At 68.3% G+C, this 25,491-nt stretch carries 28 protein-coding genes; 16 read left to right on the top strand and 12 right to left on the bottom strand.

Features of this window, described 5'->3' with window-relative positions:
- Positions 1-86 precede the first annotated feature (86 nt).
- Positions 87-1,184: a glycosyltransferase family 4 protein gene (locus EPO51_RS15480; RefSeq protein WP_293352144.1), complete on the top strand. Its 1,098-nt coding sequence runs from the start codon at positions 87-89 to the stop codon at positions 1,182-1,184.
- Positions 1,185-1,313: 129 nt separating this feature from the next.
- Positions 1,314-1,763, top strand: coding sequence for an NUDIX hydrolase (locus EPO51_RS15475; protein ID WP_293352075.1), 450 nt, complete (start codon positions 1,314-1,316; stop codon positions 1,761-1,763).
- A 4-nt stretch (positions 1,764-1,767) separates the two neighbouring features.
- Here the strand turns inward: EPO51_RS15475 and phnE are convergent, their stop codons facing one another.
- From phnE to phnC, 3 genes are read right to left on the bottom strand one after another with little or no spacing between them, the layout of a single operon-like run.
- Positions 1,768-2,586, bottom strand: a complete 819-nt coding sequence (gene phnE / locus EPO51_RS15470; RefSeq protein WP_293352073.1) for a phosphonate ABC transporter, permease protein PhnE — start codon at positions 2,584-2,586, stop codon at positions 1,768-1,770.
- Entirely contained in the window at positions 2,583-3,599 is a 1,017-nt protein-coding gene (phnD, locus tag EPO51_RS15465) for a phosphate/phosphite/phosphonate ABC transporter substrate-binding protein (RefSeq protein WP_293352071.1), read from the bottom strand. Before phnD ends, phnE begins: the two co-directional genes overlap by 4 nt.
- On the bottom strand, positions 3,596-4,390 hold the full coding sequence (gene phnC, locus EPO51_RS15460; protein WP_293352069.1) for a phosphonate ABC transporter ATP-binding protein: 795 nt from the start codon (positions 4,388-4,390) through the stop codon (positions 3,596-3,598). Before phnC ends, phnD begins: the two co-directional genes overlap by 4 nt.
- A gap of 204 nt (positions 4,391-4,594) precedes the next feature.
- Between phnC and EPO51_RS15455 the strand changes: the two genes are divergently transcribed.
- From EPO51_RS15455 to EPO51_RS15445, 3 genes are all read left to right on the top strand, one after another.
- A complete protein-coding gene (locus EPO51_RS15455) occupies positions 4,595-5,866 on the top strand; it encodes a type III PLP-dependent enzyme (RefSeq protein WP_293352067.1) in 1,272 nt (423 codons plus the stop codon).
- Positions 5,867-5,968: 102 nt separating this feature from the next.
- Complete coding sequence (locus EPO51_RS15450) at positions 5,969-7,024, top strand: 1,9-bis(guanidino)-5-aza-nonane synthase (RefSeq protein WP_293352065.1); 1,056 nt, start codon at positions 5,969-5,971, stop codon at positions 7,022-7,024.
- 103 nt (positions 7,025-7,127) lie between these two features.
- On the top strand, positions 7,128-7,928 hold the full coding sequence (locus EPO51_RS15445) for an acid phosphatase (RefSeq protein WP_293352063.1): 801 nt from the start codon (positions 7,128-7,130) through the stop codon (positions 7,926-7,928).
- Between the two features lie 49 nt (positions 7,929-7,977).
- Here the strand turns inward: EPO51_RS15445 and EPO51_RS15440 are convergent, their stop codons facing one another.
- Positions 7,978-8,637, bottom strand: coding sequence for a COQ9 family protein (locus tag EPO51_RS15440; protein WP_293352061.1), 660 nt, complete (start codon positions 8,635-8,637; stop codon positions 7,978-7,980).
- A gap of 159 nt (positions 8,638-8,796) precedes the next feature.
- On the opposite strand from EPO51_RS15440, the gene rpsU reads away from it, so the two are divergent.
- A complete protein-coding gene (gene rpsU, locus EPO51_RS15435) occupies positions 8,797-9,030 on the top strand; it encodes a 30S ribosomal protein S21 (RefSeq protein ID WP_068874644.1) in 234 nt (77 codons plus the stop codon).
- A gap of 278 nt (positions 9,031-9,308) precedes the next feature.
- Positions 9,309-11,195, top strand: a complete 1,887-nt coding sequence (ftsH, locus tag EPO51_RS15430) for an ATP-dependent zinc metalloprotease FtsH (protein ID WP_293352059.1) — start codon at positions 9,309-9,311, stop codon at positions 11,193-11,195.
- 67 nt (positions 11,196-11,262) lie between these two features.
- Here ftsH and EPO51_RS15425 read toward each other — a convergent pair whose 3' ends face one another.
- Positions 11,263-13,080, bottom strand: a complete 1,818-nt coding sequence (locus tag EPO51_RS15425) for a PQQ-dependent sugar dehydrogenase (protein ID WP_293352058.1) — start codon at positions 13,078-13,080, stop codon at positions 11,263-11,265.
- 62 nt (positions 13,081-13,142) lie between these two features.
- On the opposite strand from EPO51_RS15425, the gene folP reads away from it, so the two are divergent.
- Entirely contained in the window at positions 13,143-13,976 is an 834-nt protein-coding gene (gene folP / locus EPO51_RS15420; protein WP_293352056.1) for a dihydropteroate synthase, read from the top strand.
- On the opposite strand, the gene EPO51_RS15415 is transcribed toward folP, so the two are convergent.
- The 4 genes from EPO51_RS15415 to EPO51_RS15400 are packed head-to-tail and all read right to left on the bottom strand — an operon-like array spanning position 13,955 to position 15,489.
- Positions 13,955-14,458: an SRPBCC family protein gene (locus EPO51_RS15415; protein ID WP_293352055.1), complete on the bottom strand. Its 504-nt coding sequence runs from the start codon at positions 14,456-14,458 to the stop codon at positions 13,955-13,957. The two genes, folP and EPO51_RS15415, sit on opposite strands and share 22 nt — an antisense overlap.
- Positions 14,455-14,757 carry an ArsR/SmtB family transcription factor gene (locus EPO51_RS15410; protein ID WP_293352054.1) on the bottom strand — a complete coding sequence of 101 codons (303 nt, stop codon included), beginning with the start codon at positions 14,755-14,757 and terminating at the stop codon, positions 14,455-14,457. Before EPO51_RS15410 ends, EPO51_RS15415 begins: the two co-directional genes overlap by 4 nt.
- Positions 14,758-14,815: 58 nt before the next feature.
- Positions 14,816-15,049, bottom strand: coding sequence for a zinc ribbon domain-containing protein (locus EPO51_RS15405; RefSeq protein WP_293352053.1), 234 nt, complete (start codon positions 15,047-15,049; stop codon positions 14,816-14,818).
- Positions 15,046-15,489: a MarR family winged helix-turn-helix transcriptional regulator gene (locus tag EPO51_RS15400; RefSeq protein ID WP_293352052.1), complete on the bottom strand. Its 444-nt coding sequence runs from the start codon at positions 15,487-15,489 to the stop codon at positions 15,046-15,048. Before EPO51_RS15400 ends, EPO51_RS15405 begins: the two co-directional genes overlap by 4 nt.
- A 76-nt stretch (positions 15,490-15,565) precedes the next feature.
- Here EPO51_RS15400 and thiD point away from each other — a divergent pair, with 76 nt between their 5' ends.
- Together thiD and EPO51_RS15390 are read left to right on the top strand one after the other, a co-directional pair.
- A complete protein-coding gene (gene thiD / locus EPO51_RS15395; RefSeq protein WP_293352050.1) occupies positions 15,566-16,366 on the top strand; it encodes a bifunctional hydroxymethylpyrimidine kinase/phosphomethylpyrimidine kinase in 801 nt (266 codons plus the stop codon).
- Positions 16,363-16,932 (top strand): nucleotidyltransferase family protein, encoded by a 570-nt coding sequence (locus EPO51_RS15390; RefSeq protein ID WP_465246608.1) that lies wholly within the window; start codon positions 16,363-16,365, stop codon positions 16,930-16,932. The genes thiD and EPO51_RS15390 overlap by 4 nt, the downstream gene beginning before the upstream one ends.
- Here EPO51_RS15390 and EPO51_RS15385 read toward each other — a convergent pair.
- On the bottom strand, positions 16,929-17,354 hold the full coding sequence (locus EPO51_RS15385; RefSeq protein WP_293352048.1) for a GNAT family N-acetyltransferase: 426 nt from the start codon (positions 17,352-17,354) through the stop codon (positions 16,929-16,931). The genes EPO51_RS15390 and EPO51_RS15385 overlap by 4 nt on opposite strands.
- A gap of 93 nt (positions 17,355-17,447) precedes the next feature.
- On the opposite strand from EPO51_RS15385, the gene EPO51_RS15380 reads away from it, so the two are divergent.
- Positions 17,448-18,263, top strand: a complete 816-nt coding sequence (locus EPO51_RS15380; RefSeq protein ID WP_293352046.1) for a PhzF family phenazine biosynthesis protein — start codon at positions 17,448-17,450, stop codon at positions 18,261-18,263.
- 85 nt (positions 18,264-18,348) lie between these two features.
- Here the strand turns inward: EPO51_RS15380 and EPO51_RS15375 are convergent, their stop codons facing one another.
- Both EPO51_RS15375 and EPO51_RS15370 read right to left on the bottom strand, forming a co-directional pair.
- Positions 18,349-18,723, bottom strand: a complete 375-nt coding sequence (locus EPO51_RS15375; protein ID WP_293352044.1) for a hypothetical protein — start codon at positions 18,721-18,723, stop codon at positions 18,349-18,351.
- 139 nt (positions 18,724-18,862) lie between these two features.
- Complete coding sequence (locus EPO51_RS15370; RefSeq protein WP_293352042.1) at positions 18,863-20,776, bottom strand: ATP-binding protein; 1,914 nt, start codon at positions 20,774-20,776, stop codon at positions 18,863-18,865.
- Between the two features lie 205 nt (positions 20,777-20,981).
- Here EPO51_RS15370 and EPO51_RS15365 point away from each other — a divergent pair, with 205 nt between their 5' ends.
- The 5 genes from EPO51_RS15365 to EPO51_RS15345 all read left to right on the top strand — a co-directional run bounded on the left by EPO51_RS15365 (position 20,982) and on the right by EPO51_RS15345 (position 25,481).
- Complete coding sequence (locus EPO51_RS15365) at positions 20,982-21,317, top strand: hypothetical protein (protein WP_293352040.1); 336 nt, start codon at positions 20,982-20,984, stop codon at positions 21,315-21,317.
- 85 nt (positions 21,318-21,402) lie between these two features.
- Positions 21,403-21,876 (top strand): hypothetical protein, encoded by a 474-nt coding sequence (locus tag EPO51_RS15360; protein ID WP_293352038.1) that lies wholly within the window; start codon positions 21,403-21,405, stop codon positions 21,874-21,876.
- Positions 21,877-22,129: 253 nt separating this feature from the next.
- Positions 22,130-23,299, top strand: coding sequence for a phosphoserine transaminase (locus EPO51_RS15355; protein WP_293352036.1), 1,170 nt, complete (start codon positions 22,130-22,132; stop codon positions 23,297-23,299).
- Between the two features lie 75 nt (positions 23,300-23,374).
- Positions 23,375-24,949: a phosphoglycerate dehydrogenase gene (gene serA / locus EPO51_RS15350; protein WP_293352034.1), complete on the top strand. Its 1,575-nt coding sequence runs from the start codon at positions 23,375-23,377 to the stop codon at positions 24,947-24,949.
- Positions 24,950-25,106: 157 nt separating this feature from the next.
- Positions 25,107-25,481: a response regulator gene (locus EPO51_RS15345; RefSeq protein WP_293352032.1), complete on the top strand. Its 375-nt coding sequence runs from the start codon at positions 25,107-25,109 to the stop codon at positions 25,479-25,481.
- The last annotated feature ends 10 nt before the right edge of the window (positions 25,482-25,491 follow it).

Raw genomic sequence — 25,491 nt, 5'->3', positions numbered from 1 at the left:
TGCGCCAGCCGGCGCCGCCTAAGCCGGTCCGCTCGGACCGCCGCCTGCGCGAGGCGATCACCGCGCCGCGCGACGCTCTACGGCCTATGCGCATCCTGGTCGCCACCGACGCCTGGGAGCCGCAGGTGAACGGGGTGGTCCGCACCCTGACCCGCGTCGTCCAGGAACTGCAGGCCATGGGCCACGTGGTCGAGGTGATCCACCCCGGCCAGTTCAAGACCTTCCCGCTGCCCACCTATTCCGAGATCAAGGTGGCGATCGGCGTCTACGAGCCGGTGCAGGAGCTGTTCAAGGACTTCGAGCCTGAGGCGATCCACATCGCCACCGAGGGTCCGATCGGCCTGGCCGCGCGGCGCATCTGCGTCGAGTGGAAGCTGCCGTTCACCACCAGCTACCACACGCGCTTCCCGGAATATGTCTCGGCGCGCCTGCCTTTGCCGCTGGCCGCCGGCTACGCCTACATGAAGTGGTTCCACAAGCCGTCCGGCCGGCTGATGGTGGCGACGCCCACCATGCGCGAGGAGCTCTCGCGCCACGGCTTCCGCAACATCTCGGCCTGGTCGAGAGGGGTCGACACCGACCACTTCCGCCCCCGCGCCGAGGACGAACCCGACCTGTTCGCAGACCTGCCCAAGCCGATCTTCCTCTATGTGGGCCGCGTGGCCGTCGAGAAGAACATCGAGGCCTTCGTGGCCCTGGACCTGCCCGGGACCAAGGTCGTGGTCGGCCCCGGCCCCCAGCTCGAGGAGTTGAAGGAGAAGTATCCCAAGGTCGTCTTCAAGGGGCCGAAGTCCGGCGACGAACTGGCCGCCCATTACGCCTGCGCCGACGTCTTCGTCTTCCCGTCGCTCACCGACACCTTCGGCCTGGTGATCCTGGAGGCCATGGCCGCGGGCACGCCAGTGGCCGCCTATCCGGCGCCCGGCCCGATCGACCTGATCCCCGGTTCCGGTGCGGGCGTCCTGGCGCTCACCGCCACCGAGGGCCTGCGCGAGGCCTGCCTGCAGTGCCTGGACCTGGACCGGAAGAAGGTGCGCGCCTTCGCCGAGAAGTTCTCCTGGCGCGCCTGCGCCGAGGACTTCGTGAAGAACCTGCAGCCTTACCCCGAGCCTGAGAAGACCCGCTTCTGGCGGCGGCTGCGGCGTTTGGCCCGGGTGCGGCGGCGGCGGCCCGAAGCCGCCTGACCGTCTCAGTGGGACCGGTACGTGACACTTTTATGACAATGGTTATTGGCGCAGGCCGCAACCACGCGTAAACCCGCCGGCTCTAACGGCCCGACATGCCGTTCGATGGGGAGCCTCGAAGCACGCCCGATGGGGAAGAAGAGCGACAGACTGCGCCCTGAGCCTGACCGGGAGCCGCGCACCCAGTATGCCGCGCTGCCGTGGCGCAAGCGCGACGACGGCGCGGTGGAGATGCTGCTCATCACCTCCCGCGAGAGCAGGCGCTGGGTGATCCCCAAGGGCTGGCCGATGAAGGACAGGACCCCCGAGGACGCCGCCGCGACTGAGGCCTACGAAGAGGCCGGCGTGGTCGGCAAGCCGGGCCGCAAGAGCCTGGGGGTCTTCCACTACGACAAGCGCCTGCGCTCGGGCCGCCTGCAGCACGTGCGCGTGATGGTCTATCCGCTGGAGGTGCGCGAGGCGCGCGACATCTGGCCCGAGATGACCGAGCGCGATCGCCTGTGGTCGTCTCCCGCCGAAGCCGCCAGCCTGGTCGACGAGCCGGAGCTCAGGACCCTGCTGGCGAAGTTCAAGAGCTGAGCGCCTACAGCAGCCGGCTGCGGATCGCCTGGCTCAGCATGTCGATCAGACTGACGGCGGCGATGATGATCACCACGATGGCCGCCGTGCGCGAATAGGCGAAGCCGTTCAGGCTGTCGAACAGCAGCTGGCCGATGCCGCCGGCGCCGATCAGGCCCAGCACCGTGGCGCTGCGGCTGTTGGATTCGAACCGGTACAGCGCGTACGAGGTCCACAGCGGGGCCACCTGCGGGATCACGCCCCAGACGATCTCGTGCAGCTTGTGGGCGCCCGTGGCGCGCACGCCCTCGACCGGGCCACGGTCGATGGACTCCACCGCTTCCGAGAACAGCTTGGCCAGCACGCCGGAGGTGTTGATCGCCAGCGCCATGACGCCGGCGAACGGGCCCGGCCCCACCGCCACGATGAAGATGGTGCCGATCACCAGGTCGGGCGCCGAGCGGACGATGTCCAGGAACCTGCGGACCGGGATCTGGATGAAGCTGGGCGACATGTTGCGCGAGGCCAGCAGTCCCAGCGGTATGGCGGCCAGTATGGCCAGGCCCGTGCCCCACAGCGCGATCTGGATCGTCAGCCACATCTGGCCGACGTAGAGCTTCCAGTCGGTGAAGTCGGGCCTCAGGAATTCGCTGCCGAACTGCTGCATGTTCTCGGACTTGGAGAACAGCAGCGGCAGCTTGTTGATCTCGGCCGGGCCGAAGGCGACCATCAGCAGCACGATCACCCCGCCCCAGACCAGCAGGTCGGGCAGGCGCTGCAGCAGGGTGCGCGAGGGCGGCGGCGGTATCGCCCCCGCCGGCCCCGTCGACGACTGTACGCTCATTGGGCGGGCGCCGGCTCGATGGCGCGGGCCTGGGCGGCGTCGGCGCGGATCTTGTCGAACTCCGCCTGGGCGGCGGCGATCTTGGCCTTGTCGCCGCCGCGGCGGGCGGCGGCCAGGGCTTCGGCGGCCTCCATCTCGCGCACCGGGTCCAGGTACGAGTTGTCGGCCGGCTTGAAGCCGCCGTACGCCAGGCCCTTCAGGACCTCACGCTGCTTGGCGGCCTTCTCGTCCGTGCCCGTTCCGTAGGTCAGGAAGAACTGGCGGATCTTCTCCTTCAGGGCCGGATCGAGGTCCTTGCGGACCACGATCGAGCTCTCGGGGAGCGGCGGCGAGGTCCAGATCACCTCGATCTTAGCGGCCATCTCGGGGCTCTGGCGCTTGAAGAACACCAGGCCCACCGTGTTGTTGGTGGCCACGTCCAGCACGCCGTTGGCGACCGAGAAGGTGTTGGCCTGGTGGCTGGCCGAACGGACCGACTTGAAGCACTTGTTCGGCTCGATGTTCTTCGGCGTGAAGAGATAGGCCATCGGAGCCAGGGTCCCCGACGTCGACTGGGTGTCGCCCAGGCCGAAGTTCAGGGTCTTGTCGCACTTCAGCACCTTGTCGAGCGTGATGCCGCTGCCCTTCTTGACGATCAGCACGGACTTATAGGTCGCGTCGCCCCCGGCATCGACCACCCGGCCCAGCACCTCGGCGTCGGCGCGGCGCACGGCCTGCAGGGCCGGCGCGGCCGAGAACCAGCCCATCTGCACCTGCTTGAAGCGCATGGCCTCCACCAGCGAGGTGTAGTTGGTGGCGAAGAACGGCTTCACCTTCACGCCGATCTGGTCGGACATGTCGGCCAGCAGCGGGGCCCAGAGCGGTTCCATCGAGGTCTGGTTCTCGGCGGAGAGGATCGAGAAGGTCAGCTCGGTCGGCGCGGCGCCGGCGTCGGCCTTCTCGGCCGGCTTGCCGCAGGCGGCGAGCGCGAGGGTGGCGGCGCTCAGCGCCAGCATGAGGTCGCGGCGGATCATGTCGGCGCTCCTTCCCAGAAGACGTCTTCGAATTCGGGGCCGTAGATGTCGATGAGTTGCTCGCGCTTCAGGCCTGTGGCGGGACCGTCATAGACGATCTTGCCGGCCTTCAGCGCCACCACGCGGTCGCAATAGCGCAGGGCGTAGTCCACCTGGTGCAGGGTCACCAGCACGGTCAGACCGTCCTGCTTGTTGAGCTCGCGAAGGATTTCCATCACGCGGCGCGCAGAAACGGGGTCCAGCGACGCCACCGGCTCATCGGCGAGGATGATCTTCGCCTTCTGGACCAGGGCGCGGGCGATGGCGCCGCGCTGCTGCTGGCCGCCGGAGAGCGTGTTGGCGCGCTGGGTCGCGTATTCCGCCACGCCGAAACGGTGCAGGGCCGCCATGGCCGCCTGCTTGGTCTCGGTGGGCCAGAGACCGAAGGCCGCCTGCCAGAAGTTGATCCGGCCCAGCGACCCCAGCGCCACGTTGGTGAACAGGCTGAGCCGGCCGACCAGGTTGAACTGCTGGAAGATCATCCCGATCCGGGTGCGGGTCTTGCGCACGTTGCCATCGATCTTCCCGTCCTTCTGGACCGGGCCGTCGAAGGCGACGATCTCGCCGGGGCCGGCGTCGATGGTCTGCAGCGCGCTGATCGAGCGCAGGAGCGTGGATTTTCCCGAACCGGAGGGCCCGATCAGGGCGATCATCTCGCCCTTCGTTGCGTTCAGCGAGACGCCGTCGAGGGCGCGGCGCTGGCCGAAGGTCTTCGAGACGTTCCGTATCGACAGAACGGCGGCGTCAGGCATGAGGATTGTCGGAGCTTTCCCGTAGTAGCCCGGCTTCATGGCATGCCGAGCGGTCTGCGGTCTAGCGCGCGGACCCGTCGCACACACGAACGCTTTACATCGGGGTCCATAGCCCCTATTTCGCACGGCTCCGGCGGACCCGATGTCCTCAAAAGCGCTGCTAACGCCGGACTTGGTTCAACAATCCGTTGGGGGTTGCGTGAGGTGCATACGTACCATACGCCCCTGGACCTGGTCCGTGAGCGGTCACCGGAACGTCCCGTCGCCTTTGCGCGACCGGATGCGGTGGCGGTAGCGGCGCGCTGGTTCCAGGACAAGTTTGAAGGCGACGTTTTCTACGCTGTGAAGGCGAACCCTTCGCCGTGGGTCATCGAGGCCCTCGTCAAGAGCGGTGTGAACTCGTTCGACGTGGCTTCGGTCCCCGAGATCGAGCTCGTGGCTGCGCACGCCCCCGGCGCGCGCATGGCGTTCATGCATCCGGTCAAGAGCCGCAAGGCGATCGCCGAGGCGTATCATCGCTACGGCGTGAAGACCTTCGCGCTCGACACCCATGAAGAGCTCCAGAAGATCCTCGAGGCCACCGACGGCGCGGCCGACCTCACCCTGATCGTCCGGCTGGCGGTCTCGGCGGAAGGCGCGTCCTACTCGCTCTCCGGCAAGTTCGGCGTCGAGGCCCATGAGGCCCCGGCCCTGCTGCTGGCGGCCCGCCGGGCCACCGAGGGCAAGATGGGCGTCTCCTTCCACGTCGGCAGCCAGTGCATGCGGCCGACCGCCTACCAGGCGGCCATGGCCCAGGCGAACCGCGCCATCGTGCGCGCCGGCGTTCTGGTCGACATCGTGGACGTGGGTGGCGGCTTCCCGTCGATCTACCCGGGCATGGTCCCGCCGGACATGGCTGACTACACCGACAGCATCCATCGCGGTTTCGCAGAGATGAGCGTCCACGAGGACACCGAGCTGTGGTGCGAGCCGGGCCGGGCGCTGGTGGCGGAAGCCTCCTCGATCCTGACCAAGGTGGAGCTCAAGAAGGGCGACGCGCTGTATCTGAACGACGGCAGCTACGGCAGCCTGTTCGACGCGGCCCACGTGAAGTGGCCCTTTCCGGTGAAGCTGTACCGCGGTGAAGGCGACGCCGCCCACGAAGTGGAGGGCCCCCTGAAGCCCTTTCGCTTCTACGGGCCGACCTGCGACAGCCTCGACCACATGCCGGGCCCGTTCTGGCTGCCGGAGGACATCCGCGAGGGCGACTACGTCGAGATCGGGATGCTGGGCGCCTATGGCGTGGCGATGAACACCCGCTTCAACGGCTTCGGCGACGCCGAGACCGCGGTCGTGGGCGATGCGCCGATGGCTTCGATGTTCGGCCTCGCCGGCCGCTCGATCCGCCTGCCGCGCGAGCAGATGGAAGAGGAACGCAAGGTCGTCCGCTTCTCGCGTCCCAAGGGCCGCGCCGGCAAGAGCCGCCGCAAGCGGTAACAACTGACGCGTTTGAATTGTTATTAGGCGCGGCCGGTCGCTCCGTCCCGGTCGCGCCTTCGCTATGGACGGGCGATCACCCTCTGAAGGGAACTTCCGAAGATGAACGCTGACGTTCAGAAGACCAACCGCAAGGCCGAGCTGCTGGCCAACACCGTCGAGCACGTGGCGATCGACCAGTACGACGCCCGCCCGATCATCGACGCCATGCGCAAGATGAGCTTCACCAGCCGCGACACCGCGCGCGCCGCCGACATCTGGTCGATGTCGCTGGAGGACGCCGGCTGCTCGACCTGGCTGACGCTGGCCGGCTCCACCTCGGCCGGCGGCTGCATGCACATCTACCGCGACATGGTGAAGTACGGGATGATCGACGTGATCGTGGCCACCGGCGCCTCGATCGTCGACATGGATTTCTTCGAGGCCCTGGGCTTCAAGCACTACCAGGCCCAGTCGAACGTGGACGACCGCGACCTGCGCGACCTCTACATCGACCGGATCTACGACACCTATATCGACGAGGAAGAGCTCCAGAACTGCGACGGCACGATCTACGAGATCTGCGAGCAACTGGAGCCGCGCCCCTACTCGAGCCGCGAGTTCATCTACGAGATGGGCAAGTGGCTGGCGGCCGGCAACGCCAAGAAGCCCGACAGCCTGATCGAGGTGGCCTACCGCGAAGGCGTGCCGATCTTCTGCCCGGCGTTCGTGGACTCGTCGGCCGGCTTCGGCCTGGTGAAGCACCAGGTCGAGCGGATGAAGGCGGGCAAGCCCTACCTCACCATCGACGCGGTGGCGGATTTCCGCGAGCTGACCGACATCAAGCTGGCGGCCGGCACGACGGGCCTGTTCATGGTCGGCGGCGGCGTGCCGAAGAACTTCGCGCAGGACACCGTCGTCTGCGCCGAGATCCTCGGCCACGAGGCCGAGATGCATAAGTACGCGGTCCAGATCACCGTAGCCGACGTGCGCGACGGCGCCTGCTCGTCCTCGACGCTCAAGGAAGCCTGCTCCTGGGGCAAGGTCGACGTGACCTGGGAACAGATGGTGTTCGCGGAAGCCACCACCGTGGTCCCGCTGATCGCGTCGGACGCCTGGCACCGCGGCTCGTGGAAGACCCGCACCAAGCGCCGCTGGACCGACCTGTTCGCGAAGTAGGCCATGAAGGGCCGGGGAGGGATCCCCGGCCCTTTCTCTTTGCCCGTTGAATCCGTCGCGTCCCTTTGCGACACCGTGGCGTCGGTTTCCGGGAGAGCGGGCTATGCGGATGAACGTCGTCGTGGTCGCGGTCGCCGCCCTGGGGCTGCTCGGGGCGAAGGACGCGCCGAAGAAGCCTGCCTCGCCCCCGCCGCCGGTCGCCATCACCCCCTACCTGACGCCGGACGACCTCGACACCTACAAGGTCCTGCCGCCGGCGCCGGTCCCCGGCACGACCCGCTACGAGGCCGACCGCACGATCTACCTGCAGACCCGAAAGCTGGAGGGCACGCCGCGCTGGGAGATGGCCAAGGGCGACGACAATTCGTTCGGTATCCTCAAGGGCATGAGCTGCGCCCTGGGCGCCGAGCTGACGCCGCAGAACGCGCCCAAGACCTACAGGCTGTTCGCCCGGGTCGGCCGCGACGCCAGCGCCACGACGAACCGGCCGAAGGACATCTACAAGCGCCAGCGCCCCTATCTGATCGACGAGGGGAATATCTGCATCGCCAAGTCCGACGCCCTGGCCAAGAGCCCGGACTATCCCTCGGGTCACAACACCTGGGGCTGGACCGTCGGCCTGCTGCTCGCGGAGATCGCGCCGGACCGGGCCACTCCGATCATGTCCCGCGCCCGCGCCTTCGGCGAGAGCCGGCTGGTCTGCGGCGTCCACAACCTGAACTCGGTCTACATGGGCTGGGCGAACGGCTCGATGATGGTGGCCGCCCTGCACGGCAAGGAAGCCTTCCGCAAGGATCTCGAGGAGGTGCGCAAGGAGGTCGCCGCCGTTCGCAAGACCGCCCCCGCGCCCGACCCCGCCACGTGCGCCGCCGAGGCCGAGGTCGTGGCGCAGAACCCGTATTAGACCGCTCTATCTCCCCACTCTGAACAGCTTCGCGGGAGGAGAGGCGGCGTCAGTCGGCGGTCGCGCCGTACCGCGCCTTGCCCATCCGCTCCGCCGCCTCATTCAGCCACTGGCTGGGCCGGAACTTCGTCGTGGCCTTCCACTTCTCGAAGCTCATGACGTTCTCGATGCGGCGGTCGACGAACTCCAGGGCGTCCTTGCGCCCCGAGGTCATCCGCACGGCCATGGCGCCGGAGAGGATGCCGGCCAGCAGGGTGCGCTTGGTATAGTGGTTCTCGTCGGTGGCCGTATCGCCCGCCCATCGCCAGAGCACATCGGCGCTCTCCCAGGCCAGTCGTCCGCCCAGCGCCAGGTTCTGTGGCAGCGCCAGGAAACCCATCCAGCGCCGCAGCGCCGGCTCGTCGGACGCCGAGGCGTCCAGGCGGGCCTCCACCGCGCGTCGGATGCGCTCACGGATCTTCAGGTTCGAGGCGTGGACCTCGGCCAGGGCCACCAGCGCCCGGTCGTCGTGGCGCCGCGACAGCAGGGCCGCCAGGTCGGTGGGGCCGTGCGGGATCAGGAGCTCGGTCTCGCCCGCCGACATCCCCAGCGCCTTGCCCGCGAGCGTCGCCGTACGCCGGGTCCACCCGTGGACCGGGGCTAGTTTCAACGCCTCGTCGAGGAGCGCCTGCTCCGTGGTTTCGGCCCATTCCTGCGCAGCGCTGGTCATGGTTGCTTTGTAGGGCGAACGCGTGGACATCGCATCCTCGTTCTGCTATCAGCCCGCGCTCAAACCCGAAGGGTCACACCTTCGGGCGATCCATTTTTGCACGCTCGCCGCCTTTTGCCGGTCGAGGCGGGCGGCTAGCGTTACGCAGGAGAGGTTCCTCTGGTTCAGATTTTCGTCCGCGACAACAACGTCGATCAGGCCCTGAAGGCGCTGAAGAAGAAGATGCAGCGCGAAGGCTCGTTCCGCGAGATGAAGCGGCACGTCCATTACGAAAAGCCCTCCGAGAAGCGCGCCCGCCAGAAGGCGGAAGCCGTGCGCCGCGCCCGGAAGCTGGCCCGCAAGCGCGCCCAGCGCGAAGGCCTGATCGCCGCGCCGAAGAAGCCGACGCGCTAAGCTTGGTCAGGTCTAAAACCTGGCACGAAAGATGCTTATTTGAAGGGCTGCGCCACCGGCGCGGCCCTTTTTGCGTATATGGTCCTGGGGACTTTCGATTGCAGGCGCTCTCTCCTGCAACAGAAGGGCCCCCGACGTGGGATTAGTTTCTCGAGCTTGACCTTGGTCATACTCAAGGCGCGGTCTTCCGTCGCAATCAGCCGTCGTTAAATGGTCTCTCACCGGTCGGCGTCCTATTTATCGATCTGGCACGCCGCTTTCCTGGGAACGGTCATCGCATGAACCTCCGCAATTTCGTCATCTGGGGCGTCATCATCGTCGTCCTGATCGGGCTCTACAGCATGATGACGGGTGGCGGCCGTGGTGCGGCCGGGACCCATGAGGTCACCTATTCGCAGCTGCTTTCCAAGGTGAAGGCCGGCGAGGTGAAGACCGCAGTGATCCGCGGCCCGATGGTCGAGGTCACGGACCAGAGCAACCGCACCTTCACGGCCGCGACGCCGAACAACCAGGACGACCTGGTGACCCGCCTCGAGGCGCAGGGCGCCAACATCTCGGTGAAGCCGGCCGGCGGCATCACCCTGGTAGGCCTGCTGCTGAACTCGTTGCCGATCCTGCTGCTGATCGGCGTGTGGATCTTCTTCATGCGCCAGATGCAGGGCGGGGCGCGCGGGGCCATGGGCTTCGGCAAGTCCAAGGCCAAGCTCCTGACCGAAAACAAGAACCGCGTGACGTTCGAGGACGTGGCCGGCGTGGACGAGGCCAAGGAAGAGCTGACGGAGATCGTCGACTTCCTGAAGGACCCGCAGAAGTTCCAGCGCCTGGGCGGCAAGATCCCGAAGGGCGCCCTGCTCATCGGCCCTCCTGGCACGGGTAAGACGCTGATCGCGCGCGCCGTCGCGGGCGAGGCCGGCGTGCCGTTCTTCACGATCTCGGGCTCGGACTTCGTCGAGATGTTCGTGGGCGTCGGCGCCAGCCGCGTGCGCGACATGTTCGAACAGGCCAAGAAGAACGCCCCCTGCATCATCTTCATCGACGAGATCGACGCCGTCGGCCGTCACCGCGGCGCGGGCCTGGGCGGCGGCAACGACGAGCGCGAACAGACGCTGAACCAGCTGCTGGTCGAGATGGACGGCTTCGAATCCAACGAAGGCATCATCCTGATCGCCGCCACCAACCGGCCGGACGTGCTGGACCCGGCGCTGCTGCGTCCGGGCCGCTTCGACCGCCAGGTCGTGGTGCCGAACCCCGACATCAACGGCCGCGAGCGCATCCTGCGCGTCCACATGAAGAACGTGCCTCTGGCCGCCGACGTGGACGTGAAGATCATCGCGCGCGGGACACCGGGCTTCTCGGGCGCCGACCTGGCCAACCTGGTCAACGAAGCCGCCCTGATGGCCGCCCGCAAGAACCGCCGCATGGTCACCATGCGCGATTTCGAGGACGCCAAGGACAAGGTCATGATGGGCGCCGAGCGCCGGTCCATGGTCATGACCGAGGACGAGAAGAAGCTGACCGCCTACCACGAGGGCGGCCACGCCCTGGTGGCGCTGAACGTCCCGGCCACCGACCCGGTCCACAAGGCCACGATCATCCCGCGCGGCCGCGCCCTGGGCATGGTCATGCAGCTGCCGGAACGCGACAAGTTCTCGATGAGCTACGAGCAGATGACCTCGCGGCTGGCGATCCTGTTCGGCGGCCGTGTCGCCGAGGAGATGATCTTCGGCAAGGACAAGGTCACCTCGGGCGCCTCTTCGGACATCGGCCAGGCCACCAAGTTGGCCCGCGCCATGGTGACCAAGTGGGGCTTCTCGGACCTGCTGGGCGCTGTCGAGTACGGCGAGAACCAGGAAGAGGTGTTCCTGGGCCACTCGGTCGCCCGCAACCAGAACGTCTCGGAAGACACCGCCAAGCTCATCGACCAGGAGGTCAAGCGCCTGGTGAAGATCGGCGAGGACGAGGCCCGCCGCATCCTCACCGAGAAGCTGGACGACCTGCACACGCTGGCCAAGGCGCTGCTCGAGTACGAGACCCTGACCGGCGACGAGATCATCAACGCCCTGAAGGGCGTGGCGCCCAGCCGCGACGAGAGCGAAGCCAAGCGTCCGGCCGGCCCCTCGGTGGCCGTGCCGATCTCCCCCCGGCCCAGCGCCGAACCGGCGTAAGGCCAGGGCCGGATTGAAATGCAAGGGCGGCTGTCGCGAGGCAGCCGCCTTTTTCTTGGGTTTCGTTCTAGCCCACGAAGATCCAGTCGCCGGTCAGGGCCGACATCTGCACGCCGACCAGTACGACGGTCGCGCCCCCTGTGACGGCGACCACGGTGTCCGCCCCCTGCTGGCTGACGGTATAGGTGCTGCCGGCGTCGAGGCGCACGCGGTCGCCCTCGGAGCGGTTGAAGTCGGTGACCCGGTCGAGGCCGGCGTCTCCGAAGCTGTTGAAGATGTCCGCGCCGGCCCCACCGGTGACCGTGTCGCTGCCGAGGTCGCCGGAGACGAAGTCCGCGCCGTCGCCGCCCCGCAGGAGGTCGTCGCCCTGGCCGCCGCGCACCACGTCGTCACCCACGCCGCCGTCGGCGGCATCGGCGCCGAGGTTGCCGAAGACGACGTCGTCGCCCTCGTCGCCCGACAGGCTGTCGTTGTCCTTGCCGCCCACCACCCAGTCGCCGCCCAGACCGCCGGAGACCGTGTCGTCGCCCTGGTTGCCATGGACATCGTCGAAGGCCAGGCCGCCGAAGATCCGGTCGTCGCCGTCCTCGCCGCGCAGGTAGTCCGAAGCGTCGCCGGCGGTAGCCCGCGGGGTCAGCCGATGGATGTCGCCGTCCAGGCCGATCAGGTAGAGCCGCCCGGTCCCGTCCACGGCGAACGAGGCGATCTGGTCGATGTCGCCGCCGCCGGAGATGGAGAGCTGGCCGTTTCGGTTGAGGAAGTCCTGGGCCTGGCCGTTCCCGTAGCCCACGGTCCAGAGGGCGCCGCTGCCGAAGTCCCCGAAGACATAGAGCCCCTGGGCGCCACCGGGCCCATGGTAGACATAGCCGCCGGTCACCGAGACCCCGGAATAGAGCGGTGTGCTGCGATCGTAGTCGAGGATAGGGTCGGTCAGCCCGGCCGGGGGGGCGCCGGAGAAGGTCTGGAGCCCCTCCTTGAACTTCCAGCCCAGGTTCAGGCCGCCCTGGCCGGCGGCGATGCGGTCGATCTCCTCGCGCGCGCCCTGGCCCACGTCGCCGATCCAGAGGTCGCCGGTGGCGCTGTCGAAGCTGGCCCGCCAGGGATTGCGCAGGCCGTAGAGCCAGACCTCGTCCGCCCCCGCCACGCCGCCCGCGAAGGGATTGCCCGTGGGGATGGCGTAGTTCCGCGCCGCGTCGCCCGGGAAGGCGTCGGAATTCACGTCGATCCTGAGGATCTTGCCCAGCAGGGAATTCAGGTTCTGGGCGTTGTTCTGCGGGTCGCCCCCCGAGCCGCCGTCGCCCGAGGCGATATAGAGCATCCCGTCCGGCCCGAAGCCCATCCAGCCGCCGTTGTGGTTGTCGAACGGCTGGTCGATGCCGAGGATCGCCCGGCCGGAGGCGGCGTCGGCGTGGTTGGCGTCGGCGCGGCGGTACTCGCGGACCTCGGTGTCGCCTGCCTGGTTGGTCAGGTTCACATAGAAGAGGCCGTTGCTCGCATAGTTCGGATGGAAGGCCAGCCCCAGAAGGCCCTGCTCGCCGCCGGTCGCCAGGCTGCTGTCGGGCAGGTCCAGGAAGTGGTCGCCGTTCAGCTGGCCGGTGTTCAGGTCCAGGATCCGAATGCGGCCGGTGTGCTGCTCCACGACGAACAGACGGTCCGGGTCGCCCGGCGGCGAGGCGGCGAACAGCGGGCCGGACAGCCCCGAGGCCACCCTCAGGGCGTCGATGATCTGCGACCCGGCCTCGGTGTCGGCCGTGGAGTGGCCGTAGATCGTGTCGCCGCCGGCCCCGCCGAAGACGCTGTCCGAGCCGTCGCGTCCGGACAGGGTGTCGGCTCCGGCCGTGCCGTTGATCGTGTCGCGCGCGCTGGTTCCGTTGATCTCGGCCACGGCGTCCCTCCCTGGCGCTTTCCGTAAGGCTACGCTCGACAGTATGAGTGGGTTGAGGCCCCATGAGTTCCCAACCGCAGATCATCGCCCGCCCAAAGGTCATGGGCATCGTCAACGCCACGCCCGACAGCTTCTCGGATGGCGGCCGCTTCCTCGCACCCGAAGCGGCGCTGGACCACGCCCGGCGGCTGATCGCCGAGGGGGCGGACATCCTGGATGTGGGCGCGGAATCCACGCGGCCGGGCGCGCAACCGGTCACCGCCGAGGCGGAGGTCGAACGGCTCGTCCCGCTGATCGCGGCCATCCGGGCCGAGGGCTCAGTCCCGGTTTCGGTCGACACCATGAAGCCGCAGGTCGCCCGTGCGGCGATGGCGGCCGGGGCCACGATCTGGAACGACGTGACCGCGCTGCGACATGCGCCCGAGAGCCTGGCGACGGCCGCCGATCTCGGCTGCGAGGTCGTGCTGATGCACATGAAGGGCGAGCCGCGCACCATGCAGGCCGAACCGCACTACGACGACGTGGTGGGCGAGGTGGCGGCGTTCCTGGCCGAGCGGGCCCGGGCGGCGATGGCGGCGGGCGTCGCGCGCGAGAAGATCTGGCTCGATCCCGGCATCGGCTTCGGCAAGCACATGCTGCGCCACAACCTGCCGCTCATGGCCGGCCTCGACCGGATCGTGGCGCTGGGTTTCCCGGTGCTGCTGGGCGCCAGCCGCAAGGCCTTCATCGGGGCGCTCGACGGTGGGGCCGGGCCCGACCAGCGGCTGGGCGGCTCGATCGCCGCGGCCCTCGCCGGCGCGTCAGCCGGCGTGGCGGCCGTGCGGGTCCATGACGTGCGCGAGACCGTGCAGGCGCTGGCCGTGCAGGCCGCGATCTACAAGGCGCGATCCTCGTAGAGCGGCTTGGCGGCGTCGGCGCGGGCGCGCACCGTGCTCCAGGGCGTCTCGATCCCGTCGGCCCCATCCTCGATGGCCTGCAGATGGGCGTGCCAGCCGGATGCCACGCCAGCCGCGTCTTCCGGCGGAAGGCCCGAATGGGTGAGGGTGACCTTGCAGCCGTCGCCGTCGGGCTCAAGGTCCCAGCGGACGAGCGACTCCTTCGATCCGTCCAGTTCGGTCCAGGCCCAGGCGAAGGTTCGCATCGGCTCGAAGATCACGATGCGGCCCAGGCTGCGATAGTTCTCGTCCTTGAAGTCGAGTTGCATCACGCCGCCGGCTTCCAGGCGATCGATGATGGTGTTGGCGAACCAGTCCGAGATGCGCTCGGGCACGGTCAGCGCGGCCCACACCTTTTCGACCGGCCGGGCGTAGCGGCGGTGGAAGACCACTTCGATGGTCTCGCCGGTTCGGCGGATTTCCCCCAGGTCACGATGGGTCATTGGTCACGCTCCAGATGATCGCCGAGGGCGGCGAGCCGGTCCGCCCAGAAGTGGCGATAGGGCGCCAGCCACGCCTCCAATTCCTTCAGCCCCTGCGGCTGCAGGCGATAGAGCCGGCGCTGGCCGTCGGCGCGGACGCTGACGAGGCCGGCCTCGCGCAGCAGCTTCAGGTGCTTGGAGACGCCGGGCTGGCTCAGGGCCAGGGCCGCCACGAGGTCGCCGGCCGGCCGCTCGCCAGCGCGCAGGATATCCAGGATCGCCCGGCGGCTGGGCTCGGCCACGGCTTCGAACGGCGTCATGCGCAGACATATACGCAAACAGAAATATAACTAAAAGAGAATATTTATGTGGAAGGGGTCAGACCGCTCCCTTGACCCGCGGGTGGTCCTTCCAGGCCGGGAGGGTGGCCATGTAGGCCAGGGTGTCGCGCTCGGCGGCGGCGCGGTCACCGCCCCGCTCGCGCAGCTGCCAGTCGACCATGCGGCCAAAGCGGGTGTCGAAGTCCTGCAGGGCGCCCGTCTCGTCGACGCAATACTGGCAGTAACGGCCGTTCTCGATGGGCATGCCGCAGCTCTCGCACTTGTGGGTCATAGGTCGGGTTTCTCCGTCTTGAGGGCTTGGACGAGCTCGGCCAGCGCTTCGGCGAGCAGGGCGCGGCGTTTGGGATCGAGCCTTGCGGCGGCGCGGGCCAAGCGCTCGCGGTCGAGCACCCGCAAAGTATCAGCCAGGATGTCGCGGCCGTTGGCCGTGAGCCAGATCAAGGCGCGGCGCGCATCCGCGGGATCGGGCTCGCGGCGCACGAGGTCCTTGCCGGCCAGTTGGTCGACCATCTCGCTGAGAGTCGAGGGCGCGCGGTCCAGGTGACGGGTGAGCTCGGTGAGGGTCATCGGGCCGGCCTCGGCCAGGTGCAGCAGGAAGGCGGTGGTTTCCCGGGTGAGCTGGTCGCGCTTGTCCCGCACGCGGCGCACCCCGTGCAGATAGACGCCCTGGTAGGCGTCAGCGAAGCGTTCGGCGAAGGCGTCGGCGTCCATGGCGGGCAGGCTGGCTGCTTGGGGATAGTTCGTAAATCCCGATGCACTTTGGCCCGTGCCGGGCGTATCTGGGCCGATGCAGTCCCTGGGCCGAGTCCTGATCATCGCCGGATCCGACAGCGGCGGCGGCGCCGGCGTCCAGGCGGACATCAAGACCGTCACCGCGCTCGGCGGCTATGCCGCGACCGCAATCACGGCGGTGACGGTGCAGAACACGCTGGGCGTCACCGGCGTCCATCCGATTCCGCTGGCGGTGATCGAGGCCCAAGCCCGAGCCGTGCTGTCCGACATCGGCGCCGACGCCATCAAGACCGGCATGCTGGGCGACGCGGCCACCGTCGAACTGGTGGCGCGGCTGCTGGACCAGGCCCTGGTCCCCGCGGTGATCGATCCCGTGATGGCCGCCAAGGGCGGCGCCTCGCTGCTGGCCGCGGACGCAGTGGCGGCGTTGCGCGAGCGGCTGATCCCGCGGGCCGCCCTGCTGACCCCCAATGCGCCGGAGGCCGGGGCTCTGACCGGGCTGGCCGTCGAGACGACGGACGACCTGCGCCGGGCGGGCGATGCGCTGCTGGCGGCCGGGGCGCGGGCCGTGCTGATGAAGGGCGGCCACGTGGCGGGCGATCGCGTGGTCGACATCCTGATGACCGCCGACGGCGAGACCGCCTTCGAAGGCGAGCGGATCGACAGCCGCCACACCCACGGCACCGGCTGCACCCTGGCCTCGGCATGCGCGACCGGCCTGGCGCAGGGGCTGCCGCTGACGGTCGCCGTGGCGCGGGCCTGGGACTATGTACATGAGGCGATGCTGCGCGCGCCGGGCTTCGGCGCCGGCCACGGACCGCTGGACCACGGCTGGACGCTGCGAGGCCGCGTTTGAGCCCGGAAGCCCGCCTGGAGGCGATCCTTCGCCGTTCCGATCCGCTGATGCATGTGCTGCGGACCCTGCGCGAGCTGGACCTGCCGGATTGGCTGGTGTTCTCGGGCGCGGTCTACCAGCGGGTGTTCAACGATCTCACCGGCCGCCCGCTGGACTACGGCATCAGGGACTACGACGTCGGCTACTTCGACGCCTCTGACATCTCGTACGAGGCCGAGGACGTGGTGATCAAAAGGGTGGCCGCCGCCTTCGAGCCGCCGCTGCGCGAGATGGTCGAGGTGCGCAACCAGGCCCGGGTCCACGTCTGGTTCGAAGGCCATTTCGGCGAGCCCTATGCGCCGCTGGGAAGCTGCGCCGAGGCCCTGACCCGCTTCGTGAGCCCGGTGTTCGCCGTGGCGGTGCGGTTGGGCGCCGACGACGCCATGACGATCCAGGCGCCTTTCGGCCTGGACGACCTGTTCGCGATGCGGATGCGCTACAATCCGGGCCGCCGCAGCCCGAACTTCGACAGGGTCGCGGAACGCGCGAAGGCCCGCTGGCCCGAGCTCCAGGTGATCCCCGACTAGCGCCGGTAGACGTCGGGGTCGCGGATCTCCATCCAGTTCGCCACGCCCGTCAGCTCGGTGAATCCGAACTGGCGATAGAGTCCATGGGCGTCGCGGGTGGCCAGGTGCAGCCGCCGCAGGTTCTGGAGGTCCGGATGGGCCTTCAGGTAGGCCATGATCCGCTTGCCCAGCCCCGCGCCGCGATGGTCCTCGTCCACGAAGACGTCGCAGATCCAGCCGAACGTCGCGCGGTCGGTGACGACGCGCGCCATGGCGGCCATGGCGCCGTCGGCGGTGTAGGCGCCGACGGTCATGCTGTTGGCGCAGGCTTTCGCGAAGGTCTGGAACGGGATGCCCTCGGCCCAATAGCTCTGGGTGGCGATCCAGCGATGGGCGCGGAGCAGGTCGAACCGCTCTGCGTCGTCGCTTACCTCGTAGCTCATCACGGCCTCCGGCGGTCCATTTCGCGGGAACTGGCCCTTGCCGCCGAGGCCGCCGCGACGCAAGTCCTGGCCTCGATTTCGAGGAGGCCAGTCTTGCGCCAGTGGACCGTTGACGCGTTCGCCCCCCAGCCCTTCCGGGGTAACCCCGCGTGCGTCGCCGAGCCCTTCGACGCCTGGCCGGACGCCACCTGGATGCAGGCGCTGGCGGCGGAGAACAACCAGGCCGAGACGGCCTTCCTGCTGAAGACCGCCGATCCCGCGCGCTTCGGCCTCCGCTGGTTCACGCCGCTCCTGGAGGTTCCGCTGTGCGGCCACGCGACTCTGGCCTCCGGCCACACCCTGTTCAGCGAGATCGGCGTCGCGGCGGACAAGATCACCTTCGACACCCAGTCGGGACCGCTGACGGTGGCGCGGGTGGGCGGCGGCTACGAAATGGACTTTCCGGCCCAGCCGCCCGTGCGGACGACGACGCCCGCGGGGCTGGCCGAGGCCCTGGGCGCCGAGCCTTCCGAAGTCTGGGCTTCGACCTACCTCGTCGCGCTCTTCGACGACGAGGCCACGGTGAGGAACCTCAAGCCCGACATCCCGGCGCTGAACCGCATTTCCGGCGAGGCGACGGGCGGGCGCGGCAACATCGGCGTCGCGGCGCGGGCGAACGACGGCCCCTACGACGTCGTCGACCGGTTCTTCGCTCCGGGCTCGGGCATCCCGGAGGATCCGGCCACCGGTTCGCTGCACTGCATTCTGTCGCCGCTCTATGCGCAGAAGCTGGGTCGCCCGGTGGTGCGCTTCCACCAGGCCTATCCAGGTCGGGGCGGCGACCTCGAATGCGAGCATCGCGGCGACCGCGTCCTGCTGCGCGGCCAGGCCGTGACGATGATGGAAAGCCGGCTGCGCACGGCGCCATAGACGTAGAGACGCCCCCGAAGCGCGAGGCTCCGAGGGCGTCCCTCTCTCCGCCGGGGATCAGCCCGGCGGGATGTCGAAGCCGCGGTTAGCGGCGGTGGCCGTAGCCCTGGCCGTAGTCGCGGTCGTGGGCTTCGCGGACGATCCGCATCTCCAGGCGGTCGAAACGACGGTCGAGGTCGGCGCGTTCGCGGGGGTTCAGGCCGTTGACGCGATAATGGGCTTCAAGCCGGGCGATCTCGTAGGACTGGTTGCGCAGGTCGGCGGCTTCCCGGCGCGAGATGTCGCCGCGGCGGACGCCGATCTCGATCCGGCTGTTCAGCTGCGCCTGGCGCTGGTTCAGGTTGTAGGCGCCTTGCTCCCAGCGGCCCTCGTCGTGGCGGCCGTAGGGCTGCGCGGCGGCAGGGGCGGCGAAGGCCGTCACGGTCGTGACGGCGGCCAGAGCGGCGATCAGGATCTTCATGGTCTGGTCTCCAAGTCCGTGTCGGCCGGGTATCGGCCTTCAGTGACGACAAGAGACCACGCCGGGCATGACCGACGTCTGAGCCTCACCGTTGGGCGAGGTTCACCTACATTGCATGGCGTTCAGGAAGGCTGGCGCCTCAAGCCGCGGCGCCGGCCTGGGCGTTGCTGGCGCTGCCGCCTTGGGCGGCGGCGTTCAGGACAGAGGAGATTGCGTCGTAGAGCTTGGCGATCTCGATCGGCTTGGCCACGTGGGCGTCCATGCCGACCGCCAGATACTCCTCGACCTGGTGGGTCAGGGCGTTGGCGGTCAGGGCCACGATCGGCGTGCGGCGCCGGCCGCTGGCCTTCTCCGCCTCGCGGATCGTGGAGGCGGCCGTGATGCCGTCCATGACCGGCATCTGGATGTCCATCAGGATCAGGTCGTAGGAGCCGGTACGCCAGGCCTCCACGGCTTCCTTGCCGTCGGGCACGATATGCACCTCGATGCCCAGGGAACCCAGCACGGCGGCCAGCACCTGCTGGTTGGTCGGGTTGTCCTCGGCGGCCAGCAGGCGCAGGTCGCCGTCGTCCGAGGCCTGCGACGGCTCGGCCGCCGGCAGCGAGGCCGGGCGGCCGCGCTCGAGCGGCAGCTCGACGGTGAAGGTGGACCCGTGGCCCTCGCGGCTCTCTACGTCGATGGAGCCGCCCATCATCTGGGTCAGCTCGCGGCAGATGGCGAGACCCAGGCCCGTGCCGCCGAAACGGCGGGTGGCCGAGTTGTCGGCCTGGGTGAACTTCTCGAACAGGCTGGGCAGCTTCTCGGGCGAGATGCCGACGCCCGAGTCGCGGACCACGATGCGCAGGCCGCCAGCTGCGCCGACGTCGACCTCGGCGCTCACCGCGCCCTGGGGCGTGAACTTGACGGCGTTGGACAGCAGGTTGCCGACGATCTGGCGCAGGCGGTCCGCGTCGCCGCGCCACCAGCCGCGGGCCTCTTCGGCCACCGTGATCTGGAAGCCCAGGCCCTTGGCCTTGGCCATGACCTCGAAATTCTCGCGCGCCTGGTCGACTGCGGCTTCGACGTCGAAGTCGTCCTCGAACAGGGTCAGCTTGCCAGCCTCGATCTTCGAAAGGTCCAGCACGTCGTTCAGCACGGCCAGCAGCAGGCCGCCCGACCGACGGATCACATCGAGGCGGTCGCGCTGCACGGCGTCGAGCTGGCCCAGGGCCATCACCTCGGCCATGGCCAGGACGCCGTTCAGCGGCGTACGGATCTCGTGGCTCATGTTGGCCAGGAACTGGGTCTTCAGCACGTTGGCGGCGTTGGCGGCGTCGCGCGCCAGCTCCAGCTCGCGCATCGCGGCCTTCAGGTCGTCTTCGCGCTCGGCCAGCTTGGCGAGCAGGTGATTGAAGCTTTCGGTCAGGCTCTGGAACAGCTCGTCGGAGGCGTCGATCTCCACCGGGCTGAAGCTGCCGCCGGCGGCCACCTCGCGCATGGCCTGCGACAGCACCTGGACGGGCTGGATCACCCGGTGCGCCAGGCTGCGGGCCAGGAACAGCGCCACGCCCACGCCGCCGAATAGCAGCACGAAGGTGAGCGCGATGAATTGCGGCAGCATGGGCGTGAGCGACGGCTGCCTGACCGTCATGGTGAACTGGCCGGCGGGCTTCCCGTCCAGCAGGATCGGCTTGCTGATGGTTTCGGTGGCGGTGTCGGGCGCCTCCGGGCTTCGGAAGCTGACGACCTCGCGGCCGGCGATGTCGGTTACGCGCGCGGCGACCACGTCCTTGCTGGCCTGCACCGCGCCCATCGCCTGCCTGAGGCGGACGCGGTCGCCCGGGCCCATGGACGGGCTCGCGACCTGAGCGGCGATCTCCGCCAGGCCGTCATGGAACCGATGCGACTGCGTGCGCGCGACCGCCCACTGCTGGAGCATGAAGGTCAGGCAGGCGGCAAGCAGCACCACGACGGTCGTGATGAGGCCGACCCCAGCCACGCGGGCATGGAACGTCGCCGTAGGCGCAGAGCCTTTCGGCGCCTCTTCGACTGGCGTGTCCGCGTGCGAACTCATCTTTTGAGTGATAGCGAACGAGTCCTAACGCTTCGCTTCCGTCAGAACCTGAGTCCTACCTGAGAATCACTCAAACTGTGCCTTTGGCGCCACGCTACAACTAGCCGCAGAGGAAAACATGGTTAACAACCAATGAGTCCATTGCGTGCAAGGTAACCTTTGCTTTACCTTAACGAGCGTCGGGTAACTTTTGGGGTGTATCGACATGGATAAGATTTTCGTGGCCAAGCGTGTGGCCCAGAAGCTGTTCGAAACCGAAGCGGCCGTTGACGGCGCGCTGGTGGAGGCGGCCGAGCTGATGAGCGAAATGCTCAAGGCCCGCACTGACGTGAGCACCTCGCTGGTGTTCGCTGACGACGTGCAGGTGAAGATGATGGAAGCCATGAAGGCTCTCAGCGAAGCCCGTACCGCTATGGTCGGCGTGCACAACGAGCTGAACGAAGCGAAGCTTCGCCTCGGCATCCGCACGAAGATGAGCGGCCAGGACAAGCCTCAAGAAGGCGCGTCCCGCGAGCAAACGATCATGCGGGAAGCGATCTAACGCTTCTCTCGGTCGGTTCGCCGACGGATCATTGCGATAGATTAACTGGTTGGGCGCCTCTAATTTGCATTAGGGGCGCTTAATCATGCCAGACATATCCGTCCGACTGGTGATCAACATCTTCTCCGTCCTGGGGGCGGCCTTCGCCCTGTGGAGAGGCGGCGTCGCCGAGCGAACGGCCGCGATCATCGTTATCGCCAACGCCTTGGTCGGGGAAGCGAGCCACTGGACGGCGCCTGATAGCGAGGCGCTGGTCCGCCTGGTCAACGACGGGCTCACGGCTCTGGCGCTGCTGGCGGTCACGGTGCGCCACGGGGCGCCCTGGATGGGCGGCGTGATGCTGTTCTATGCCGCGCAGTTCTCCCTGCACTCCTACTACCTTGTGATGGCGCGACCCAGCACCGACTACCTGCATGCCTTGATCAACAACGTAAATTTCAGCGGCATCATCTGGTGCCTGATCATCGGCACGGCCGTCGCGTGGCGACGGCGGGTCCGGACTGCTTCTGCCCGCACAGCGTCGGCGCCACCCCCGCCTGGATCCGCGCGGGCGCCGTAGAAGCGGACCATTCCGGACGTCACCCGCCACAATGCCGACCGCGTGACCCTGAGGTGGAACGCGGCGGGCAAGCCTATCGCCAAGCTTGGATCACATCGCCGCAGGCCGGTCGCGCTCCGCCTGCGCGGGAGCCCGCCTTCACGCATCGTTAGAAAATTTTCGCTTGCGCCGCGCGCCAAACAAATGCCTTTGGCCGGCGGGCCACGCCCTCCCAACGGGGCGCTGCTCATCTGTAAGGATGGGAGACATCGCTATGAATACCCTGCCGAAGCCGGCCATGCGCCCGGCTCGTCCCGAGTTCTCTTCCGGCCCGTGCGCCAAGCGCCCCGGATGGAATCCCGAAAACCTCAGCAACGCCGTCCTGGGCCGTTCGCACCGGTCGAAGATCGGCAAGGCGCGCCTCAAGGAGGCGATCGACCGCACCCGGGAGGTGCTGGGCGTGCCCGACGACTATCTCGTCGGCATCGTTCCCGGCTCCGACACCGGCGCCGTCGAGATGGCCTTGTGGTCGATGCTGGGCCCCAGGCCGGTCCAGCTCCTGGCCTTCGAGAGCTTCGGCAAGGACTGGGTGACCGACGTCACCAAGCAGCTCAAGCTGGACGCGGAAGTCCTGGACGCCCCTTACGGCAAGCTCCCCGACCTGACCAAGGTCCGGAAGGACGCCGACTTGGTGTTCACCTGGAACGGCACCACCTCCGGCGTGCGGGTTCCGAACGCCGACTTCATCGCCGCCGACCGCGAAGGCGTGACGATCTGCGACGCCACCTCGGCCGCCTTCGCGCAGGACCTGGATTGGGCCAAGCTCGATGTGGTCACCTTCTCCTGGCAGAAGGCGCTGGGCGGCGAGGCCGCACACGGCGTGCTGGTCCTGTCGCCGCGCGCCGTCGCCCGCCTCGAGAGCTACACCCCCGCCTGGCCCATGCCGAAGCTGTTCCGCATGACCAAGGGTGGCAAGGTCACCCTCGACCTCTTCGAGGGCGCGACCATCAACACGCCCTCGATGCTCGCCGTCGAGGACGCGGTCGATGCGCTCAAGTGGGCCGCCTCGATCGGCGGCTTCACGGAGATGAAGCGTCGGGCCGACGCCAACCTGGCCGTGCTCGAGGCCTGGGTGGCCAAGACGCCCTGGGTCGCCTTCCTGGCCGAGGACGCCGCCACGCGCTCCAACACCTCGGTGTGCCTGAAGGTGGTCGATCCGCGGATCGCCGGCCTCTCCGCCGACGCCCAGGCCGACTTCGCCAAGAAGCTGGCCTCCGTGCTGGAGAAGGAAGGCGTGGCCCTCGATGTCGGCGGCTATCGGGACGCGCCTCCGGGCTTAAGGATCTGGTGCGGCGCCACGGTTGAGACCTCCGACCTCGACGCCCTGACGCCGTGGCTCGACTGGGCCTTCGCCTCGACACTCGACGCGCTTCAAGCCGCCTAGTCGCGGCTCACCCAACACCCTGACACATGACCCCTCCCGGCCCGGCCGGGAGGGCGCTCCCTGAGGAGATTCACCATGCCCCGCGTTCTCATCGCCGATAGCCTGAGCCCCGCCGCCGTCGACATCTTCCGTCAGCGCGGCATCGACGTCGACATCAAGACCGGCCTCACCAAGGACGAACTGATCGCCGTCATCGGCGACTACGACGGTCTCGTCGTCCGTTCGGACACCAAGCCCAACAAGGACGTCATCGCCGCGGCCAAGAAGCTGAAGGTCATCGGCCGCGCCGGGATCGGCGTCGACAACATCGACATCCCCGCGGCGACCGCCGCCGGCGTCGTCGTGATGAACACCCCCTTCGGCAACTCGATCACCACCGCCGAGCACGCCATCGCCCTGATGTTCGCGCTCGCCCGCCAGCTCCCGGCCGCCGACGCCTCCACCCAGGCCGGCAAGTGGGAGAAGAACCGCTTCATGGGCGTGGAGCTCTACGCCAAGACCCTGGGCCTGATCGGCGCCGGCAACATCGGCGGCATCGTCGCCGACCGCGCCCTGGGCCTGAAGATGAAGGTCGTGGCCTACGACCCGTTCCTGTCGCCGGAGCGCGCCGTCGAGATCGGCGTGGAGAAGGTCGAGCTGGAAGACCTGCTGGCCCGCGCCGACATCATCACCCTGCACACCCCGCTCACGGACAAGACTCGCAACATCCTGTCGGCCGAGAACCTGGCCAAGACCAAGAAGGGCGTGCTGATCATCAACTGCGCCCGCGGCGGCCTGGTCGACGAGGCGGCGCTGCGCGCGGGCCTGGAGAGCGGCCACATCGGCGGCGCGGGCTTCGACGTGTTCACGGCTGAGCCGGCCAAGGAAAACGTGCTGTTCGGCGCGCCGAACCTGGTGGCCACGCCCCACCTCGGCGCGTCCACCAACGAGGCGCAGGAGAACGTCGCGCTGCAGGTGGCCGAACAGATCAGCGACTACCTGCTCACCGGCGCCGTCACCAATGCGCTGAACAGCCCCTCGGTCACCGCCGAGGAAGCCCCGCGCCTGAAGCCCTTCGTCGCCCTGGCCGAGAAGCTGGGCGCGCTGGCCGGCCAGATGCTGGACTTCGGCGTCCTGGCCGTGGACATCGCCTTCGAGGGCGAGGTCTCCAAGCTCAACACCAAGCCGCTGAGCGCGGCGGCCCTGGCCGGTGTCCTGCGGCCGATGCTGGCGGAGATCAACATGGTCTCGGCGCCGGCGGTGGCGAAGGAGCGCGGCATCACCTTCTCGGAGAGCCGCCAGGAAGCCTCGCCGATCTACGAGAGCCTGGTTCGGATCACGGTCACCACCGAAAAGGGCAAGCGCTCGTTCGCGGGCACGGTGCAGGCCGGCGCCCCGCGCGTCGTCGAGGTGAAGGGCATGGACCTGGACGCGCCGTTCGCCGCGCGGATGCTGTACGTCAACAACCTGGACAAGCCGGGCTTCATCGGCGCCCTGGGCGGCCTCCTGGGCGAGGCGGGCGTGAACATCGCCACCTTCAACCTGGGCCGCATCGATGCTGGGGACGACGCCATCGCCCTGGTGGGGGTGGACCAGGAGCCGTCCGAGGCGCTGCTGGCCAAGATCCAGGCCCTGCCGCACGTGAAGGAAGCGCGCGCGCTGCGCTTCTGAGGCCGAGCCGCCGTCCTTGGTTTCGGGGGCGGCGGCTTCCTAGTTCGTTGCGAGGGTTGAGTAGTCCCGCGGCTTTGAGGCAAATCAAGAATAATCCCAGTTGCCAGGGATACAATTACAACCTTGAGAGTTGTTTGGTCCCAAGGGACAAGCTGGCATGCAAGGGCTTCGTGTTCTTCTCGTCGAAGACGATTTCGTCCTCAACCTGACATTGCGAGAATATCTGCAGGAGAATGGCTTCGCCGTGGAGTCCGTTTACTGCGCCGCCGCCGCGTTCGAGGTGATTGATCGCCGCCGCCCCTTGTCCGCCCTCGTGAGCGACGTCGATCTCGGACCGGGCGCCGACGGGCTTGCCGTCGCTCGCCGGGCCCGCGGCGCCTACCCGCAGCTGCCTGTCGTCTTCGTGTCCGCGACGCGGGCGCTGAGCTGCGCATCGGAGGGCGTCGCCGGGTCCCAGTTCATCGCCAAACCGTTCCATCCGCGGCAGGTCGTGCAGGCGCTGGATCGCCAGATCCGGCCGCAGGCCGCCTAGCTGTTACTGG

It is taken from the genome of Phenylobacterium sp. (genome assembly GCF_004297125.1).
GTDB lineage: Bacteria > Pseudomonadota > Alphaproteobacteria > Caulobacterales > Caulobacteraceae > Phenylobacterium.
The sequence above is the reverse complement of the archived record's forward strand: the minus strand, read 5'-3'. Positions and strand labels throughout refer to the sequence as shown.